General features: G+C 46.7%; 18 protein-coding genes and 1 pseudogene. 7 read left to right on the forward strand and 12 right to left on the reverse strand.

The window, feature by feature from the left end; translation table 11 throughout:
• Nucleotides 1–196: 196 nt before the first annotated feature.
• From JOE45_RS11320 to JOE45_RS11330, 3 genes are read left to right on the forward strand one after another with little or no spacing between them, the layout of a single operon-like run.
• Complete coding sequence (locus JOE45_RS11320; protein ID WP_210020094.1) at nucleotides 197–1,549, forward strand: spore germination protein; 1,353 nt, start codon at nucleotides 197–199, stop codon at nucleotides 1,547–1,549.
• A complete protein-coding gene (locus tag JOE45_RS11325) occupies nucleotides 1,546–2,634 on the forward strand; it encodes a GerAB/ArcD/ProY family transporter (RefSeq protein ID WP_210020093.1) in 1,089 nt (362 codons plus the stop codon). The genes JOE45_RS11320 and JOE45_RS11325 overlap by 4 nt, the downstream gene beginning before the upstream one ends.
• Complete coding sequence (locus JOE45_RS11330; RefSeq protein WP_210020092.1) at nucleotides 2,627–3,715, forward strand: Ger(x)C family spore germination protein; 1,089 nt, start codon at nucleotides 2,627–2,629, stop codon at nucleotides 3,713–3,715. The genes JOE45_RS11325 and JOE45_RS11330 overlap by 8 nt, the downstream gene beginning before the upstream one ends.
• Before the next feature lie 170 nt (nucleotides 3,716–3,885).
• Here JOE45_RS11330 and JOE45_RS11335 read toward each other — a convergent pair whose 3' ends face one another.
• The 10 genes and pseudogenes from JOE45_RS11335 to JOE45_RS11380 form a co-directional block, all read right to left on the reverse strand.
• Complete coding sequence (locus tag JOE45_RS11335; RefSeq protein ID WP_210020091.1) at nucleotides 3,886–5,841, reverse strand: ATP-dependent DNA helicase; 1,956 nt, start codon at nucleotides 5,839–5,841, stop codon at nucleotides 3,886–3,888.
• 163 nt (nucleotides 5,842–6,004) lie between these two features.
• A complete protein-coding gene (locus JOE45_RS11340) occupies nucleotides 6,005–8,401 on the reverse strand; it encodes a YcdB/YcdC domain-containing protein (RefSeq protein WP_210020090.1) in 2,397 nt (798 codons plus the stop codon).
• Between the two features lie 189 nt (nucleotides 8,402–8,590).
• Nucleotides 8,591–8,779, reverse strand: coding sequence for a hypothetical protein (locus JOE45_RS11345; RefSeq protein ID WP_210020089.1), 189 nt, complete (start codon nucleotides 8,777–8,779; stop codon nucleotides 8,591–8,593).
• Nucleotides 8,780–8,872: 93 nt separating this feature from the next.
• The gene (locus JOE45_RS11350) at nucleotides 8,873–9,667 is read right to left on the reverse strand and encodes a TatD family hydrolase (protein ID WP_210020088.1); all 795 of its coding nucleotides are present in this window, start codon (nucleotides 9,665–9,667) and stop codon (nucleotides 8,873–8,875) included.
• A gap of 272 nt (nucleotides 9,668–9,939) precedes the next feature.
• Nucleotides 9,940–10,170, reverse strand: coding sequence for a cold-shock protein (locus JOE45_RS11355; protein WP_210020087.1), 231 nt, complete (start codon nucleotides 10,168–10,170; stop codon nucleotides 9,940–9,942).
• Nucleotides 10,171–10,248: 78 nt separating this feature from the next.
• Nucleotides 10,249–10,449 (reverse strand): cold-shock protein, encoded by a 201-nt coding sequence (locus JOE45_RS11360; RefSeq protein WP_054817005.1) that lies wholly within the window; start codon nucleotides 10,447–10,449, stop codon nucleotides 10,249–10,251.
• 181 nt (nucleotides 10,450–10,630) lie between these two features.
• Complete coding sequence (locus JOE45_RS11365; RefSeq protein WP_210020086.1) at nucleotides 10,631–11,617, reverse strand: Gfo/Idh/MocA family protein; 987 nt, start codon at nucleotides 11,615–11,617, stop codon at nucleotides 10,631–10,633.
• A 231-nt stretch (nucleotides 11,618–11,848) separates the two neighbouring features.
• Nucleotides 11,849–12,004, reverse strand: a pseudogene (locus JOE45_RS11370) (alanine--glyoxylate aminotransferase family protein); the annotation flags it as partial.
• A gap of 224 nt (nucleotides 12,005–12,228) precedes the next feature.
• Complete coding sequence (gene allB, locus JOE45_RS11375; protein ID WP_210020085.1) at nucleotides 12,229–13,593, reverse strand: allantoinase AllB; 1,365 nt, start codon at nucleotides 13,591–13,593, stop codon at nucleotides 12,229–12,231.
• 69 nt (nucleotides 13,594–13,662) lie between these two features.
• On the reverse strand, nucleotides 13,663–13,827 hold the full coding sequence (locus tag JOE45_RS11380) for a hypothetical protein (protein WP_210020084.1): 165 nt from the start codon (nucleotides 13,825–13,827) through the stop codon (nucleotides 13,663–13,665).
• Nucleotides 13,828–14,869: 1,042 nt separating this feature from the next.
• On the opposite strand from JOE45_RS11380, the gene chrS reads away from it, so the two are divergent.
• The 4 genes from chrS to JOE45_RS11400 all read left to right on the forward strand — a co-directional run bounded on the left by chrS (nucleotide 14,870) and on the right by JOE45_RS11400 (nucleotide 18,032).
• Nucleotides 14,870–15,352: a chromate efflux transcriptional regulator ChrS gene (chrS, locus tag JOE45_RS11385; RefSeq protein WP_210020083.1), complete on the forward strand. Its 483-nt coding sequence runs from the start codon at nucleotides 14,870–14,872 to the stop codon at nucleotides 15,350–15,352.
• Nucleotides 15,353–15,356: 4 nt separating this feature from the next.
• Nucleotides 15,357–15,968, forward strand: coding sequence for a chromate efflux transporter ChrB (gene chrB, locus JOE45_RS11390; RefSeq protein ID WP_245246886.1), 612 nt, complete (start codon nucleotides 15,357–15,359; stop codon nucleotides 15,966–15,968).
• Nucleotides 15,956–16,495 (forward strand): chromate efflux transporter ChrA, encoded by a 540-nt coding sequence (chrA, locus tag JOE45_RS11395; protein WP_210020082.1) that lies wholly within the window; start codon nucleotides 15,956–15,958, stop codon nucleotides 16,493–16,495. Before chrB ends, chrA begins: the two co-directional genes overlap by 13 nt.
• Before the next feature lie 295 nt (nucleotides 16,496–16,790).
• Complete coding sequence (locus tag JOE45_RS11400; protein WP_210020081.1) at nucleotides 16,791–18,032, forward strand: MFS transporter; 1,242 nt, start codon at nucleotides 16,791–16,793, stop codon at nucleotides 18,030–18,032.
• A gap of 115 nt (nucleotides 18,033–18,147) precedes the next feature.
• Here the strand turns inward: JOE45_RS11400 and JOE45_RS11405 are convergent, their stop codons facing one another.
• Together JOE45_RS11405 and JOE45_RS11410 are read right to left on the reverse strand one after the other, a co-directional pair.
• The gene (locus tag JOE45_RS11405; protein WP_210020080.1) at nucleotides 18,148–18,705 is read right to left on the reverse strand and encodes a FumA C-terminus/TtdB family hydratase beta subunit; all 558 of its coding nucleotides are present in this window, start codon (nucleotides 18,703–18,705) and stop codon (nucleotides 18,148–18,150) included.
• A 24-nt stretch (nucleotides 18,706–18,729) separates the two neighbouring features.
• Entirely contained in the window at nucleotides 18,730–19,572 is an 843-nt protein-coding gene (locus JOE45_RS11410; protein WP_210020079.1) for a fumarate hydratase, read from the reverse strand.
• Between the last annotated feature and the right edge of the window lie 9 nt (nucleotides 19,573–19,581).

Raw genomic sequence — 19,581 nt, forward strand, 5'->3', positions numbered from 1 at the left:
CCATGCGGTTTCATGGCACAAAGTTTACCAATGAATTTATGCAAGCGTTTTTTCTAATCAGTTTTATATAAGCTCTTCGCCTATCAATTACCCATCAATTCAGTTAAAAAACAAAACCATTTTATATCCATAATTTTACGATTGTAATCGGGATATACTACCTTCATCTATTCGAGATGAGGGGAGCACTCTAAAGATGACTACCGCATCAGACTCTTTATCCCAACTGAAAAAGCAGCTCGAAACGTCACAAGATCTTAAATCGGAGAGGCTCCAAAACGGATATTTGGAAATTGATCTGATCTATTTTTCTTCTTTATGTAATCCCAGCATTCTAAAGAAAAGCATTTCCGATCCGTTTCAGGAATGCACAACGGTTGAGGAGTTTCGTAACGTTCTTCGTTCCACACTTTCATGCAATACGCTGAATCCCTCGGAAAAGCTTCTGACAAAAATGCTCGGCGGATTTGTCGGAGTCTTTTTCCTCGAAGAAGTATACGTTCTCTATGCCAATAAACCAACATCAGAACAACCTTTAGAGGCAAAAGCCGAATCTACCCTTCAAGGACCTCAAACCGCGCTTAGCGAGAATATCGACACCAATATCAAAATCATCAGAGAGCGATACCCTTCACCTGCGCTAATTGCTGAAGGAACAACCGTTGGCAAACTTTCACAAACGAAACTGTCTATTCTTTATGACGATCAATTCGTAAACAAGACCGTTCTTGAGAAATTAAAGAAAAATATCGATCAAATTCAAGCGGACATTGTGCAGGCGTTAGGTCAGCTTGAAGCCCTTTTTACGGAACAAAAATACCGTCTGTTTCCAATCACCATTCTCACGGAAAGACCGGACCGCATTGTGCTCGGTTTAGCTCAAGGCAAAATCGTCATATTGATGCAAGGAACACCTTTTGCGATTATCGCTCCTGCCGTATTTTTTGATTTTATGACGGCAATGGACGATTTGTATCAAACATTTTGGGTGTCTCGTGCCATGGTTGCTCTTCGTTATGTCGCTTTATTCCTTACCATTACCCTTCCGGCCGCATATATCGCCATTGTTTCCTATAACCCGGAAATATTTCGCGTTCAATTCTCCTTATCAATTGCGGGAAGCCGCGCGGCGGTTCCCTATCCGTCGTATGTCGAGGTTACTATTATGCTATTCATGATTGAAGCTTTGATTGAAGCGAGCATCCGTTTGCCACGATATATCGGTTCCACTGCGACGACGGTCGGGGGGCTGATCCTGGGTCAGGCGGCCCAGCAAGCCGGAATTGTAAGCAGCATCATGATCATTATTACTTCCGTCGTAGCCATAGCCAATTTTGTCATACCGATCAACGCGATGAGCTTTGCCTTTCGTGTTGTTAAATATCCTTTAATTATGATGGCTACGTTCTTTGGCATGTATGGCTTGGTATCGGGGTTATTCTGTTTTCTGATGTATTTGTCGAACCTGCAAAGCTTTGGAGAGCCATATTTTCGCATGTTTATAGGGGAAAAGGAAGTATCCGGTTATAAGGAAGGAGATACATATTGAGCCGTTATTTTTTTTACCCCGTCGTATTGACTATGCTGATCAATACGATCTTTTACATCCCCAGGATCATGATCGAGGAGAGATTTAATGGAGCTTTTATGGGGATTCTGATCAGCATCCCCATCGGGAGCTTAATGGCTTATTTGTTTGTAAACGCTATGAGCAAATTCCCGGGATTAGGTCTGCCTGAAATTTTAGAGCGCAATCTAGTGACAGCCTTACGAATCCCCATCCTCAGTTTTTTGAGCGTTATGTGGTTCATTGCAGGAGCGATTATTATCGTCAGCTTTTCACTCATTACGGAGCGATATGTCAATCCTGAAATTTCAAAATCGCTGCTGCTGCTATTCTCTGTCGTGGTGATTTGTTGGTCTTCCACGCGAACGTCACTGGCAATAATTAACGTATTGGAAATCGGTTTGCTGCTCAGTATTCCTTTTATTATGTTTATTTCCTATAAGGCTATGAGTCATGAAATGTTGGATTGGGATGCGATTTGGACCATGTCGGATTACATCCTTCGCGTTCCGCCATGGCACACGGTTTCAGCGGCAACTTACCTTTTTACAGGTTACATCAACCTGGTTTTGTACAATCGTTTTTTTAAGGATACTCGCGTCAAGCATCTGTGGATTATTCCGATCGTGGGTACCCTTATCTTCTTCACGACGATTTTCCTTCCTATCGGGATGCAGGGAACTCAAGCGGTGGAGGAATACATATACGTTTGGATCAGCACGGCGGATGCCATTCGGATGGAGTATGGCTTTATCGAACGAGTCCTTTTTTTGTTTTTGTTTCTCTACATCGGTTTGGCGCTGCTGTTTGTCACGATGACCTGGAATGTCGGCTTGACGCTCCTTCGAAGCTGTTTTCGTACATTAAATCACAATAAAAAAAGAATGGCCATTTTTAATTGGACCGTGTGCGGCATGATGGGAGGGATTACACTCGTGTTCGGAGCCATAGTGAATGAGAAGCAGCTCATTTTCATATCGAAGCAATGGTTTAATATCCGTTTTCCTATTGAAATACTGCTTGTCACGCTCGTCGTTATCATTAGCAGGAGGAAAAACCATGCGTAAGCTTTGGGGAATCATGATTGCGGTTGTTCTCTTTACCCTCGTGTCCGGCTGCGGCTTTAGGGATATAGATAAGCGTTTTTTCATCGTGATGATGGGGATTGATAAAGGAGAGTCGAAACACTTTCGGATATCGCTGAAGCTGGCCATTCCAACGGCCAATATCCAACCGGGGCAAGCAAAATATACCATTGTTACAAAAGAAGCGGATACCGTCTCCGAAGGCGTTCGTTTGATGAAGGCAGATGTAGATAAAGAATTGGATTTTGGCCACACGAAGGTGATTGTTTTCGGCAAGTCCCTTGCCTCTGAAACCTTCGACGGAGGACTCGACTGGTTTTTTCGGAGAAGGGATATTCAACAAATATGCTATGTGGCTATCGGAGAACCGAGCGCACTGGACATTCTGAGGCAATCACCAAAAACCGAACGGCTTCCGGGCAATTCGTTAATCCTTAGTTTCGGAATGGAGGGAACCGAATCTTCTCATATTGTGACGGAATACTTGTTTGACTTTTACCGGAGATTGAAAGAGACCGGCAAAGATCCGTACCTTCCCATTATAAAAACGCGGGAGGACGCTTATGAAATCAATCGCGTGGCCGTTTATGACAAAAAGAAAGTGAAAGCGATCTTAACACCGGAGGAAACGAGATTATTTAACCAGCTGGTAAGACGATTCCCGCATTTTGAATTGAGCGTTGAGGAAGGAAACCCGCCTTTTACCATCTCTGTACAGCATTTCGACTACACCTATTCCATTTCCACGCCCCCCAATGGCAAACCGTCCGTTGACTTAAACGTTATCATGCGAGGATTTGCAGAGGAGTCAAGAGGCATGCTGTTCGACAAAGATTGGACTGTATTGGAGGCTGCTGCTGCCAAAGCCGCCGAAGGGCGGTATGTGCAGCTGTTGAAGAAGCTTCAGAAGCTTCGAGTCGATCCGGTCGGGTTCGGTCTCAGATACATTGCCACACGCCATAACGGGCCTAAAGATTGGGAAACGTGGCGAAGGCTTTATCCCGAAATCGCTTTTCATGTAAAAGTGAAAGTAAAGTTGGAAGGTACGGGACTGATTAAATGATGTCCTATGGTTAACGAGTGTTAAGAGGACGGGTGGGAGGAGTACAAAGGTAAGGGTACATGGTTAACGTATGATCGAGCAGATGGGGCATGTAGCCCTCATCTGCTCACATCATGCAGCATACCGTTCCTCAGGCGATTTAACAACCTTATATTCCACGAATCCGGTATTTAAGCAAGCGTATCTTTGAGGTGAACACCTGGAGGCAACACAGCTTCTACGCGGGCCCGCAGCGTTGGCTGCTCATGCAGTTCTGCACTTAGAATGGCCACCATCCCCCGGTCCTCACGTGAACGAATCAATCTCCCCATCCCTTGTCTGAGACGCAGCAGCATATAAGGCAGATCAACCTCTTCAAAAGGAGACGACGACGCTTTTCGTTTTGCCATAAAGACCGGATCTTGAGGCGGGAAAGGCAGCGACCATATGATGACATTCGATAAAGACGGTCCCGGCACATCAAGTCCCTCCCACAGACTGACGGCGCAAAGAATGCTGGATTCGTCATGCTGAAAGGAAGCAATCAGATGGCTAATTTCCTGATCTCCTTCAAACAAGAAACGCATTTTCCTGAAAAATTCCGGATACAGCGCAATCTCCTGTTTAAATCGCTTCAATTCACCTTTCGTTGGGAACAAGAGTAAAGCTCTTCCTTCCGTTCGTTCGAGCAGCGGGATAGCAGCCTCCATTTTCTCCGCAAATGACCCGCCGGCAGACCATTTAGGCGCGATGGCTTCCATTTGCTGCTCGTAATTATATGGAGAGGCAACGGAAAAGGATAAATATTGTTCAATCCCGAGACTTTCCGCTACATAACGGAAGGATCCGTCCACTGATAGTGTAGCCGATGAAAAAACGATCGGCATGTTCGAACTAAATACGCGCTCCCGAAGCACTTCCTTGACTGTCCTCGGCATGATTACCAGAGTCAAGCCGCTCTCACTTTCCGTCAGCCAACATACGAATGACTCCGATCGTTGAAACAGACTCAAGGCTTTCTGCATCATTTCAAGATGCTCTTCGACAATGCGCAGCTGGTATTCGTTTAATGTATGAAGACCGCTTTCAAACACAAGCTCCTCTTCTATCGCTGTGAGTATCGTTCGAAACTGATGTATTTCCCGAAGCAGTTGATCGTCCATTAAAATTTCTTTTCGGTCTGAACCGGGAATTTCCTTGCTCTGACGCCCTAGCACATCAAACATCGTCTCGCTTTGCGCAATCGCCTCATCTATAAGCACAGCCAAAGATTCGCGTATTTCCCCTTGCAGCAGCCGGGTGATCAGTTCTTCAAACACAACATGCTTTAATTTATAGGTTAGCGCCTTCTGCGCGGCAGACTCCAGCAAATGCCCTTCATCGAATACAACTGCACAGTGATCCGGCAGCAGCGGCAGCTGCCCTTCCCGCTTCCTGCCTTCATACGTCCACACATGCTCCATGTAAAAATCGTGCGAGCAAATGATCAAATCGGCGGACCGCCGGTAATGCTCGCGAGAGAGCGTCTGCCCACACCGGTGTCTTTTGTCGCAAACAAAGCAATCCTGAAATGCATCCCAATTGATTTTGTTCCATTGATCGTCATTCAGATCCGGATATTGCTTCCGGTCGCCGTAAGCGTAAAACGATTGCAGGGTTTCATGGGAACGGACAAAATTGGGCAGTTCATCATATAGTTCCTCAAACAGCACTCCATCATCGTCCTTGAATCTCGCGTTGTCCAGCTTGACTAGGCAGAGATACTGGTCCGGAGACTTCCCCAATCTGGCGTCAATAGCCAAGCTCAGGTACTGCGCCAGCTTGGCAATATCCCCTTCCGGCTTGACCAGTTGTTCAATTAATGACTCGTCCGCACAGGCGATAACAGCTGGCTTACGCATATAACGAGCGTAACAAATCGCATATAACAAATAAACAAGCGTTTTCCCTGTTCCCACTCCCGCTTCCGCAAAAATGGTTTGCTTCTCGGCAAACGCCCGTTCCAATTGGAAGGCCATATAAATCTGTTCATCACGCACTTCAAAGCCGGACTCCGGCAGGATGTCGTAAAACACATCTGCTATCCATTCGCCGACCTGCTGGATGAAAGGTTGAGAATGATCATAAGTAAAAGGGTAACGCTCCACTATGATTTTGCCTCCATGACATCAAAAATTCGAGGAAGTCCGCACTTCATTCTTCCATATGGACAAACACATATTATCCCATAATACCGACAAATATGCAACAAAAATAAAAGCAGTCCAAACCTTCCGATCATAACAGGTTTAGACTGCCGTAATAAAGAGATTACATGGCGATCCTTTGGTCCAGCTTGCCTTGTAAATGAACAAGTCTCATGAGAACGGTTGCCGCCTGGGCCTTGGTTACTTCCCCCCGCGGATTGAACTCCGGGACGGAACCATCGAGCAGACCCAGCCGAGTGATCAGCCAGACAGCGCCTTTCTCGGTAATGCGTTCCGAATCCTCAAAATTCAGTTGTGGATTCTGCTGTAATTGCGCAGCAAGCTTATTGTATTTGATCATTTGTGTCAGCAGAACCGCCAGCTTTTCTTTCGTCAGAGCTTCATCCGGACGAAGCTGCGGCGTTTTCTTCGGATCAAGCCACTTGGACTGAATAAAGAATTGGGCGGCCGCATAATATGGACTCTGCTCGCTGACATCCTCGAATTCCGGCTTTGAGTCCCTATTATTATAGGAGTAGGAATTCGTATAGTGCGGATTTACTGCTTGAGACAGCATAAGAAGCCAATCGCCGAGCGTGATCGCCTTGTCAGGATGCAATTGGCCATTGGAGTCTGCGGCTAAGATGCTGTACCGAAGCATCGTCTCCAAATCTTTCTGTGCCCAATGCCCCGTAATATCAACCGGCATTTCACCAGGTCCCTCGCCCGGACTTGTATGATCCAAGAAGGTAGCTCGCCACTGGCCGTTCGCTGCATCGATAACATAACCGTTTTTTGTACTGTCTTTGTACGTCTGTTGATAGACCAGCTTGATTCTCGGCTCCACGTATTGACTCTCCGTATAATAGCCGCCAAAGCTTTTGTACTGCAATTCCTGAGATGTTCCTTCCAAGAAAACAGCTGCAGCCTGAGCTTTCGTAGTATTGGCTTTAAGGGAACCCGCAGCTTCTTCTATTCGATCGGAACGTACGCTATGATAACCGCTCAATTGGCCTTGGGAATTCAATACCATACTCACTGTATCCCCACCGACAGGGATACCCTTAAAGAATCGTTGGAATCGGAAACCAAAGGTTTGTTCATCTCCCCCAGGTGGGGCATACGGATCGGAAGAAAACCATTTTAATTCTTCCGATGCATTCGGATACAGCTCGTTAATCAGAGCCAAAGCCTTCTCTTCCGCCTCTTTCTGCGTGATCGCCGCATTTGGCGTCTTAGCGATGTCTGGCTTTGGATTCATCCATGGTGGAACCATACGATCCTCGCGAAACTCCAGAATTTGTCCGGTTCGGGCATCCACTACGGCATTCGTATGACCTCCATAAGGGCCGGTAGGCGCATCTTCCCTCCAGCTAATATTCCATACCTTTTTATTCTGGTCTCCCCAATATGTATCAAGGCTGTGCATGGATCTGGTGCGATTGTCCGGGATGGACACCATTCGCTCGACAAGCTCTATGGCCTGCTCCTCCGTCAATAGCTGGTTATCTCCATTGCCCGTCGTCACGGTAAACGATTTATTCGTCTTCTGAACATCCTTATATTGAAAATGTTCAGGCTGAACGACTGCACCTGTGTAGTTAAGGAATTCATCAGTTTGGGCATCAATACTTAAATCAGCATGAAAAGGCTGCACCCAACCGAGAAACCAGCTCTTATCCCTGGAAAACGGCTGATAAACCGGGACATACTGCAGGGATAAGTCTCTAACCGGCTCGAACTTCTTGGCGGCTTCGTCGGAAGCGATTGCAGGATCAGGCGAAGGATAATCAGCAGTTACGACGTTTCGGTTATAACCCGTGATCTCTCCGTTGCCATTAATTGATACTGAAATATGTCCTCCGGGGCTGGCTATTCCATGAACTAACGCAGTAAATGAAAAGTCATACTGCACTGGACCGAAAAGCGCCTGGTTAGAGTACCGGGACTGGTCCATGGGCTTCAGGCTGTTAAGGGATAGCGTTGGTGAGGCTTTCTGAATAAATGCCTTGGCCAACTCCAACGCCTCTTCTTTTGAAACCTTCGGAGGATAATACGCTTCATTGCTCTCATCCATCGGGAAATACAGGTGGGTCTGCAAAAGATCTCCGGTCATCGAGTCAACTTTACTGTCAAAGCCATGACTGCTGTTTCCTGAAGTCACCTGCCAGCTGATGGTCCAGACATTCTGATATTGGGGAGGATACGAGTGATTGTCTCCCAGCTCCACACGTACAGCCTGAGCATCTTTTAATTTCAATTTCGGAAAAAGGTTCTTCACAATGGCGACCGCTTCATCCTTCGTAATCTTGGCCTCCGCTTTCACCGGCTTTGCTTCCATGGAAGCAGAAGAATCGCTGCCGGAGGAAGAAGTAAAACCGCTGGCGGAAGCAGCAGTTGCGTTGATGCCTACCCTAATTTCGTTCGCATGAGCCGTCAATGGAAGAAGGCTTAAGCTGAGTACGGAGAGAATCGCCAGCCTGCCTTTGAATCTTCCGGGATTGGGCCGTTCATTCATCATGATCACACTCCACTTTTGGTATTTTTTTCAATTACTTTCTGCAATGTAATTACGCAATATATTCCATAAAGTTCCTGTATTTCCGTAAATTTCACAGTCAAACCCTAAGTTTTACTTTACGCAATGGGTTCAGATCAAGAAAAAATCCTCTAACATGAACCATCTGTCAGAGGATAAAATATACCGAAACTAGTATTTGGCTATAAGAGCGCAAACGCCGCGATAGATCAGCGCTCCTGCAAAAACGATCATCGCTATAATACCAATAAAATCAAAAATCGTATTTAAGCCTGACAATTCGTCAATTCCCCCAACCGGAACTTCAATCAGGGCATAACTGCCTATCAACCCGCCTACATAGGTCAGAAATCGATCCATGTCTCTCACCTCCTACGATTAGGAACATTATATGGCGAGGAGATTGGTATAGTTCTAGACCATTGTATTATTTATATTACCCGATTAGGAGCATTACAGCGGCAGGTTGTAGAAGCGACGGGTATTTTCGAATAACACCATCCCTACTTCTTGTTCCGGCAACCCCTTGAGAATAGAAATTTGCCTAATGGATTCACGACTCATGCACGGATGGGTCGTTTGACCCTCGAATGCACCTTCAAAAGGCCAGGGACCGTCCGTTTCCACCATCAGAAGTTCGAGCGGATACGCCTCAACAACCGCTTGGATCTTCGCTTTATATACAACATCGGGCGTAACCGAAACAGCATATCCGTTCTTCTTCATCCTATCCAGCGTCTTCGTGCTTCCTTTGAACCAGTGAAAATGCGCCTTCTCCACGCCAAATTTCTCAAGCAAATCGCATACCCTCTCCGCATCCTCATACACAGCATGCAGGACCACCGGTTTATTGAGCTGGGCTGCCAGCTGAACAAAGCGTTCCAACAGCCGAAAGTAGGGTGCATCGTTAAAAAGCTCGCCTCTTTCTTCAGCCGCTTTTCGCATATAATAGGGAAGTCCGATCTCGCCGATCGCCACCATCTCATCCCGATGCCGATGAATCCATACGAATAAAGCTTCCTCTTCCTCTGGGGCAGGCATCGCTTGCTCCGGATGGTAGCCGAATGCAGGAAAAATCGCATGTGGGAGCTGCTGCTTCAACCGCAGATTGCGCAGGCACGATCCCGCATTCATCGAGACGGTGATGAACCCTTGAATCCGATATAAATCACGGGATTCAAGCAGTCTCTCCCGCACCATCTCTTCATACAAATCCAAATGTACATGGGCATCAATGATAGGATACATGGTTCATCCAACTCCAATATGGAGATTTCTTATAGGCTGCTGGCTGCTTGTACGGTTTTAGGGAAGGACAAAGTTAGCAGATAGTGACAACCAAAGTCTCAATGCTATTTTATTATAAAAACGAACTGAAATCATGGGTAAAATAAAAAAAATTCGGGAATGAAATAAAAAAAGGACCGCCTCAAAAAAGATTGTCCTTGTCATTCCCACTATGGAAAAGGGGAAAAAACTATATTATATCAAGGCAAAAGGCTTGAACTACATCTCAGGGGTTATGAAATCTGTATGCCTTTCTTGATTGCTTTGAGATCGCCATTAGAGTTTACAAGGAGAGGCAGCATCTTCATGCTGCTAGTCATAGGGGAGAAGCACTGCCAGCAAGTTGGCGCATGCTCGAAAGCAAAGTTATCCCGTATCCAGCCCTTACAGTCTTCTTTCTCGCAAGACCAAATCCTTGTGTTTTCCTCAGGGATATCCTCTAACGATTTTTTACGAAAATTCATAGGTCTCTCCTCCTTTGGTCAAAAAAAGAAAAACTGCTCTCAACACTTGTTAAGAGCAGTTTGCTTTGATTTAGCTTATTACAGCTTTACAACGTTCTCAGCTTGTGGTCCGCGGTTGCCTTGAACTACATTGAATTCAACGCGTTGGCCTTCGTCCAAAGTTTTGAAGCCATCACCTTGAATCGCGCTGAAGTGAACGAATACATCGTTGCCGCCTTCAACCTCGATAAAGCCAAAGCCTTTCTCTGCGTTAAACCATTTCACTGTACCTGTTTGCATAGTATTACCTCCAAAATTATATTTAACATGTTCATTTTAATCCTAAAGAAATTAAAAAATTCACATATTGAAAAAGGTTCCATCGTACAAATGATTACCCTTTACAATATGTGAATCAGGTTTCTTCTTTACGATTAAATATATCTTATCATAACTTGACTCGAATGGCAAGCGCTGATTATTACGCTGAATCCGCTGGGAACTTAAGTCCGATTTGTCGTCTTGCCTCATCCATGATTTCCACAGCCGTCATGGAATTGGCATAAGAATTCGTAGAAGATTCCACCCTTCCGCTTTTGAGTAGATCTATAAACTCCTTTACCTCATAATACATGGATTGGCTTCCTTGAGGCTGCGTAATCTCTTCAACGGACCCATCTCGATATCGAATTTCCACTTTTTCAGGCTGGTTGATTTTATCGATAATGATCGTCCCATTCTCCCCTTGAATTTCAGAGGGCAGATAGGAGCTTGTGATTTTAGAGTGCATGATGACGGCATCCATCTCCTGATACTTCAATAGAATACTTCCTTCCCCGTCCACTCCGGACCCAAGCATAATTCCTGTAGCCTTGATCTGCTCCGGTTTTCCAAACAGCACAGCCATAGGATAAATGCAATAAACACCCAAATCCATTAAAGAACCATTGGAAAAAACGGGATTAAAAGCATTTAAAACGGTTCCCTTCTTATAGGCGTCGTAGCGCGAGGAATATTGACAATAGCTTGCAAAATAACGGCGAACCTGCCCTATTTTATGTAAGTTCTCTTGGATCGCCCGAAAATTCGGAAGCAATGTTGACTTTAGTGCCTCCATAAGTAATACATTGTTCTTTTTTGCCGCAACTATCATGGCTTGCAGCTCATTCATATTGGACGCTATCGGCTTTTCACATAATACATGCTTGCCGTAATTCATACAGAGGATCGCTTGCTGCGCATGAAATGAATTCGGGCTGGCGATATATACCGCGTCGAACTTATCGCTTTGGGCCAGCTTCTCCAAGTCCGTAAAAAGGTACGGAATATCATGCTTGGCTGCAAATTCCTTTGCTTTCTCTTCCGTACGGGAATACACAGCCGTCAAGGCGAATTCCTCTGTCTCCCGTGCTGCCTTGATAAGTTCCTCCGTGATCCAATTGGTTCCGACAACTGCAAACCGTATCATATAGAGACTTCCTTTCACTAGGTAATGGGTTCAAGCAAACCATACTTTATTTTATATCTCTCCAGGATCTAAATCCACCCCGGTCCCATGATGTCCACTTTTTTAGCCATAAAGTGACTACATCCATGTTGAACAAATCAGTACCTTTTCATGAAGAATGAAAAAACATCCCCTATGAAAGGGATGCCCTGTGAACCAGGTCTTCGATTTATGATACACGATTCCTCTAGCTTCAATATAAGTAATCGGGGTTATGCCGGATGGAACCGACAAACATTTTTGCGTTCCACCTATCGCTGCGTTGATCTTCCACTCGTCAATCCGCACTTCTGTTCCTCCGATCGTAGCGACAGCATCCACAATAAACAGCATATCAGGCTCCCGGCATGGTTAGCCTAGCGCCCGTTGAGCCAAGCTCCAAGCATCGCTATACAAGAGCCGCGTAACCCCTCCCGACGCATCCTCACCAAAGCCTGCCAACCAACAATTGCCTGCTGAATATCCGCTGCAAATCGTGAACGGTCGCGATCAGACACTTGAAGTTCAGTCACATATTCATCTGCCATCTAAAAGCACCCTTTCACGAAAGTTGCTTTTGTTTACCTGATTGTTCAGGAGCGCAGCCATTGCCCGTAACTTGGATTCGTTATGCCGCATTGCCAATCATAAACGATCTGCCCCCGAACAAGCGTATGCTTTACCCGGCAATCCATTTGTTTGCCCACATAGGGATTGTGCTTATGCCGATCGTATAAATGCTCCTTTCGCAAAACGTATGGCTTGGAAAAATCGATGATCGCCACATCGGCGTCTTTACCCAGCGCGATCTCGCCTTTTTGGCCATGCAGCCCAAAGCGGCGGGCCGGATGGGTGGACAGCATTCGGCATAATATTGGAAGAGGAATGTTCCGCCTTGCGTAGCCCTCGCCAAGGAACAACTCAAGAGAGCTCTGCGCCCCGGAAATTCCTCCCCAGATTTCGAACCAATTGTCTGAAACTTTCAGCTCCGGCGGGCAAGGAGAATGGTCCGAACTCATCATATCGATGTCTCCTTGCCTGACCGCCTCCCACAATCCTTCCAATTCCTCATTCGTGCGCAGCGGAGGCGCACACTTAGCCAGCGCTCCGATCTCCTCCAAAGCATCGCCTGTGAGCATCAGATAATGCGGGCAGGTTTCGAGCGTTACATTCAAGCCCGCCCGTTTGGCGGTGCGAATCTCCAGTACGGCCGCAGGACTGCTGATATGCACGAAGTGCAGTGCGCAGCCCGTTAGTTCCGCATAATACAAAACTCTCCGAACCGCTTCAAACTCAGCGTAAATTGGTCTGGAGTGCAAATAATCCTTTGCTGAAGTCAGCCCTTTACTTTGTTTCTCAGCAGCCAGCGCGCTTACGATCGGCTCACTTTCCGCATGCAGCGCGAGAATTTTGCCCAGTCTCGCAATCTCCCGCATGCCCTGGTAAAGCGTCTGGTCGTCGACTTCAAGAAAAGCCCCCTCCTGTTTCCCTCCAGCCGCGGACAGAAAGGCCTTGTATCCGATCACGCCCGCTTCCGCAAGCGGTGCAAGCTGCTCGACATTCCCGGTAACGAGTCCTCCCCAGAACGCATAATCGATACAAGAGCGCTGTTTAGCCAGCTCCAATTTGTCATTCAAGGCTGGCACCGTCGTTGTCGGCGGGAGGCAGTTGAGCGGCATATCGAAGTAGGTAGTGCATCCCCCTGCGGCCAGTGCTGCCGAACCGCTCGGAATCCCCTCCCAATCGCCCAACCCCGGCTCATTCAAATGAACATGGACATCAATCATCCCCGGGACAGTCACTTCACCTCTTGCGTCAATCTCCTTTCGGGCTGACGCTGTAATGGTCTCCTGAATGCAGGTAATCACACCTCTGGCAATACCTATATCCATCCTTTCAAGCTTGTCATACCGTACGATATGTCCGCCCTTGATCACCACATCGAATTCAACCGCCATGACATTTCCTCCTAGTCTGTTTACAAAATCAGCCCTAGAGATCTAAGATCCCAGGACTGACACCATGCCTTACTTCAATTCCGCTTTCAGCAATTCCGGCGCCACTTCTTTCAGCAAGCTCAAAGCGTGATAGCTTTTCGGATCCTGCGGCTCCTTGATTTTCCCTACGCTTTTCAGGTAATTGCCCACCGCTTCTCCGTTGCTGTCATTCAGATAGTTATCATTGAATTCCATACTGTACACAACCCCTCTTGATTTGGAGGGCCCTTTCACCGGCATCCCATTCACCGTGACCAATCCGCTGTCGGGCTGCAAGATGCCGGGGATCAGATTTAACTGGGTGGATTTACCTCAGCCGCTATGGCCGAGGATACAAATAAACTCATGAGAGTCAACGTCAAAGCTGACATTTTTCAATACTCGCCTGCCTTCATAGCCTTTCCCCAATTTTTAATAGCTAATTGCAAGACTCCCACCTCATGATATGTTAATTTTCTTCACATATATGAAACTATTAACTACATAATATCATGTGATTCTTGATTTTCAATATCAAATGTGAACAATTTTCACATATACTTTTGTTCAACTTGCACAATTCAAGAAGTTAACGTACATCTTTACTAAGTAAATATAAATCCGCGTCATTTTACATGACAATAATCCGAGGTTTTAACTACCTTTGAAGCTATCGGAATTATTTCAACTGCCTGTATATCAGAATATCCGTGTCTTGGCCAGTCACGAAGGTTTGCTGCGACAGGTCAAGTCGATCAATATGATGGATACCCCGGACATCATGGATTATTTGAAGCCCGATGATTACTACAGCCTATGCCATCCGGGACCGCCCCGAGGAGCTGATTCGTCTTGTTCGCCATATGGCGACTAGTCATGCGCCGGTTTAGAGATCAAAACCAAGCGGTTCCTTCACGGGATTCCCAAAAGCGTATTAGAGCTCGCAGACGAAATTCATTTCCCCATCATTGAGCTTCCATTTCACCCGCCGCTTGGAGAACAGCTGCTGGAATCGCTCAGCTACATTATGGAAAAACGTATTGAAGAGCTGCGCTACGCTTTAAAAATGCACCGTGAGTTTTCACGCCTGGTCATGCAGGGTCAAGACGTCCAACCTAAAACTGAACATATGTAATCTTTTTTTCGAAAATTATATTGAAAATGTAGGTATTTGAATATATATTTATCCATAAAGTAATTCATATCAAATAAATTCTTACTATTCGTAATTAACATTCTTAACAAGGAGTCGATCTCTGTGCAATCCAGAACCTCAGGTGAACTCCCCCCCGGTCCCATCGATGAAATCGACCGTAAAATTATCGTGGCCCTCCATCAAAACGGGAGAATTTCTTACACCGATTTGGCCAAAGAAATCGGATTATCCCGCGTTGCCGTTCAAGCCAGAATTAACGCTCTTATGGATTCCGGCGTGATCGAGCGTTTCACCGCGGTCATTAATCCAGAGAAAATCGGAATCCACGTATCCGCATTTTTCAACGTGGAGGTCGAGCCTAAGCATCTGCACGAAGCGGCCGAGCAATTGGCATCAGAGCCGGTCGTTACAAGTCTCTATCATATGACCGGACCCAGCAAGCTGCATATGCACGGCTTGTTTACAAACAACCTGGAGATGGAGACATTTTTGAAAGAAAAGCTGTATAAGCTACCCGGGATTATGAGCGTCGATTGCCAGGTTCTGATCACGCGTTACAAAAGTCGTATGGGAATGAGGTTGTAACAAGATGACCAAATCAAATGGAGCCCATCCTTATCGAGAGCTGATATGGGGTATGGGCAGAACCGGGATTCTGGGCTTTGGCGGAGGACCTTCCGTTATTCCGTTGATCCGCTATGAAGCGGTGACTCGCTATCGGTGGATGGAGGATGACGAGTTTGGCGAAGTTCTCGCTTTAGCCAATGCGCTGCCGGGACCGATCGCCACCAAAATCGCCGTCTATCTCGGATACCGGCAAAAAGGAGTTCTGGGGGCGATAACCGCCGCCCTCGCTCACATCATGCCTTCCGCCTTGGCCATGATCACTTTGCTATCGGCCGCGCAACTAATGAGCGCCTCACCGATCGTACAGGGAATGATTGCGGCGGTAACCCCGGTGATCGCCGTCATGTTGGGGGTCATGGCTTACGAATTTGCCGAACGGGCCGTCAAAGGACTCGGCAAACCTCTCGGCTTTGCTTTATTTCTCGTTTGCTTTGCACTTTTGCAAATCATTGATATTCATCCGGCTTTTGTTGTCATTGCGTTTCTAGGTTACGGTGCCTTTCATTTCAAAACATCGGCATGGTTTAAAAAGAAGAAAAACAGAAAAGAGGATTACTCGACATGGAGTGGCTAAATCTCTTGATCGGTTTTTTCGTCGCTAACGTGCTCGGTTACGGTGGTGGTCCCGCTTCCATACCGCTGATGTATCAAGAAATCGTTGTTCGCCATCAATGGACGACGGATACACAGTTTTCCAATATTTTGGCTTTAGGCAACGCATTGCCTGGTCCGATCGCCACCAAAATCGCCGCATTCGTCGGCTATGATACCTTCGGGTGGCTCGGCATGGCGATTGCACTGGCCGCGACCGTGGTTCCAACAGCGGCTGCGCTTATTCTGATGCTGAGAATTCTGAATAAGCACCGCCAATCGCCTGTCGTTAAAGGAATGACTCTGCTTGTCCAGCCCGTCATTGCCGTTATGATGCTGATTCTCACTTGGCAAATGGCATCCACCAGCTGGCAATCGCTCGGTCTTTGGCAATCCCTTGCCATTGCCGCTATCGCTTACTGGGCGATGGAACGACGCAAGATTCATCCTGCTTTGGTCATTATCGGGGCCTTCGCTTACGGAGGATTGGTTCTGCCTTACTTTATTTAAAAGAGTGAGGCTATCGATACATATTTTCCAGCGTTGTCCTCATAAGCAGTTCACTTGTTCACCCCGCCACTTCGATACTGCGTGTATCGAAGTGGCGGGGTGAACGCGTTGGAGAACGATTTTTTTTAATACGGAGTAGACTATATTTTATTTAGTCAAAATATTGTACAATCATGGAATAGACGCTATATCCTAACCAACGGACGAAGAGCTTTCATGATTTTATGAAACCGTTCTCTCTGCTTATCATGTGCATGCACAATCTGAGTAACAACATGCTTCGGGAGGGTTTTCTTTGCATTATGGATGGATTGTAGTATGGATCACGTTTATTACCATACTGGTTGTTGCGGGGATCCGCTCCATTACGGGAGTCCTCATCATTCCATTGGAACAAGAATTCGAATGGAGCCGTTCAGCCATCTCCTTCGCCTTTGCCTTAAATCTAACGATCTATGGATTCTCAGGTCCCTTTATCGCGGCGGGGATGGAGCGGATCGGGGTCCGAAAGATGATGCTTTACGCCATGGTTTTATTGGTTTCGGGTATCGCAGTAAGCCTTGCCATGACGCAAATTTGGCAGCTTCACCTAGTATGGGGGATCATTATAAGCTTGGGCTCCGGTGTGTTTCTCACTGTACTTTCGGCAACCGTGGCCAACCGCTGGTTTGAACAAAAACGGGGAATGGTATTGGGGCTGCTTATGGCAAGTACCGCTGCCGGACAAATGGTGTTTCTTCCTCTGCTCACCTACATGGTTCAAGCCTATTCCTGGCGCATCGCTTTATCCCTATTTCTTGGTTTGGGGGTATTGATGATTCCTATTATTGCGTTATGGATGAGAGATCGCCCATCGGATAAAGGACTTCTACCCTACGGATCAGTGAATAGCGAACCCAAGGCTCCTGACACAAGGAAGAAAGATCCTATTTCTGCGGCTTTTGAGGGATTATGGATCGGGGTTCGCTCGGTTACCTTTTGGCTGCTGGCAGCAAGTTTTTTTATCTGCGGCGCATCGTCAACCGGTCTTATCGGCACTCATTTCATACCCGCATCCTCCCATCACGGAATCCCGGAAGTTCAGGCTGCCGGCCTGTTTGCTTTTATGGGTATTTTTAATATTATCGGCACAATCTTTTCCGGATGGCTGTCTGACCGTTTTGACAATCGCTGGCTTCTATTTTGGTATTATGGACTCAGAGGTTTATCCTTACTATTCTTACCTTATCTTTTTGACCTAAAGTCTTATATTCTCTTCATTGTCTTCGCTGTGTTTTACGGCCTGGATTGGATTGCCACCGTTCCTCCGACAGTCCGTTTAGCTGCGGACCATTTTGGCAAAGAGCGGGGCATTGTCATCTATGGCTGGTTGTTTGCAGCCCATCAGTTAGGCTCTGGAGCAGCTGCCTTTTTGGGAGGCTACATCTATGAACATTATCATAGCTATACGCTCTCCTTTATCTTTGCCGGACTCCTATGTATTGTCGCTACTCTGTTTGTTTTCAGCGTTAAAAAACGTCAAGCAGCGGCTGTTTAATGAATTTCTTACATAAACTGAAACAAGCTGAGGCCTGTTGAACACAGTCTTCAGCTTGTTTCAGTTGAGTTTAATGTCATCCTACAGGATTAACCCGTTGCTCCATCGCAACCCTTCAGTCGAGTGTTCTATATTTAGCTATTTCCTGCTCGTAGAGGTCTCCACCGTGTGCATCATAAACCACAAGCACTGGGAATTTCTCCACCGTCAATTTTCTTATCGCTTCTGGTCCAAGGTCTTCATAAGCGATGATCTCAGCGGATTTGACCCTCTGCGCCAACAGCGCGGATAAGCCGCCGATAGCCGAGAAGCATACGGCAACATCCTTCATGCAGGCCTCCTTGACTTCCTTGCTCCGCGGACCTTTCCCTATCGTGCCTTTGACTCCGTATTTATACATAGCGGGTGTATAAGGATCCATACGGGACGCAGTCGTCGGCGCGATCGATCCTATAATTTGTCTTGGCTTCGGAGGGGTAGGACCAGCATAAAATACAATTTGATTGGTTAAGTCGACCGGAAACTCCCGGTTTTGATCAAGCAATTCCAACAATCTCTTATGAGCCGCATCACGAGCCACATAAATGGTTCCACTGATGAAAACTTCATCACCCGCTTGAAGACGGAGGACCGCCTCCCGTGTCAGAGGAGTTTCCAGGTGAACTTTGGCCATGAACAATCACCTTCCCGACATAGTTTAGATGACACACGATTTTTTGCGTGCAGCATGACACTGGAGATTCACAGCCACCGGAAGAGCGGTGATATGGCAGCCGTAAGTCTCCACAGCAACCCAAAGGGCCGTACTCGTGCCTCCCAATCCTTGGGGACCGATACCCGTCTTGTTGATTTCCCCCAACAATTCTTTCTCCAGCTGAGCGATATGCGGCTCATGATGATAGGCTCCCACTTCCCGCAGAACAGCCTCTTTGGCAATTTCGGTCACCTTATCGAAGCTTCCGCCGATACCTACGCCTACGACCAAAGGCGGGCAGGCCCTTCCTCCTGCGGCTTGGATTGTATCTAATACAAACTTCTTCACGCCGCCTACACCATCGCCCGGGAGCAAAAACTTCATCGCGCTCATGTTCTCGCTGCCGCCGCCCTTGGGCAGAACAGTGAATTTGATTTGCTCGCCCGGGACGAGCTTCGTATGGATCACGCCGGGCGTATTATCGTTCGTGTTATTGCGCAGTAATGGATCGCCTACGATTGAATTTCGCAGGTACCCTTCTTTGTATCCTTTTCTAATTCCCTCATGAATCGCTTCGGTGAAGCTCCCGCCTTGAATATGTACATCCTGTCCTACCTCGGCAAAAACCACAGTAAGCCCTGTATCATGACAATACGGTCTGTTTTCTTCGGATGCCAATTGAGCGTTTTCAATTAATTGATCCAAAATACTTTTACCCAGAGGCGATTTTTCAGTTTCACTCGCCCTATGAAAGCCTGCTAGGATATCATCCGGCAAATGGTAACAGGCTTCCCAGCATAAAACAGCGATGGCATCACAAATTTGATCGACATGAACGGTTCTCATGGTCATCTA

Source organism: Paenibacillus sp. PvR098, assembly GCF_017833255.1.
In the GTDB taxonomy this organism is placed as follows: Bacteria; Bacillota; Bacilli; order Paenibacillales; family NBRC-103111; genus Paenibacillus_G.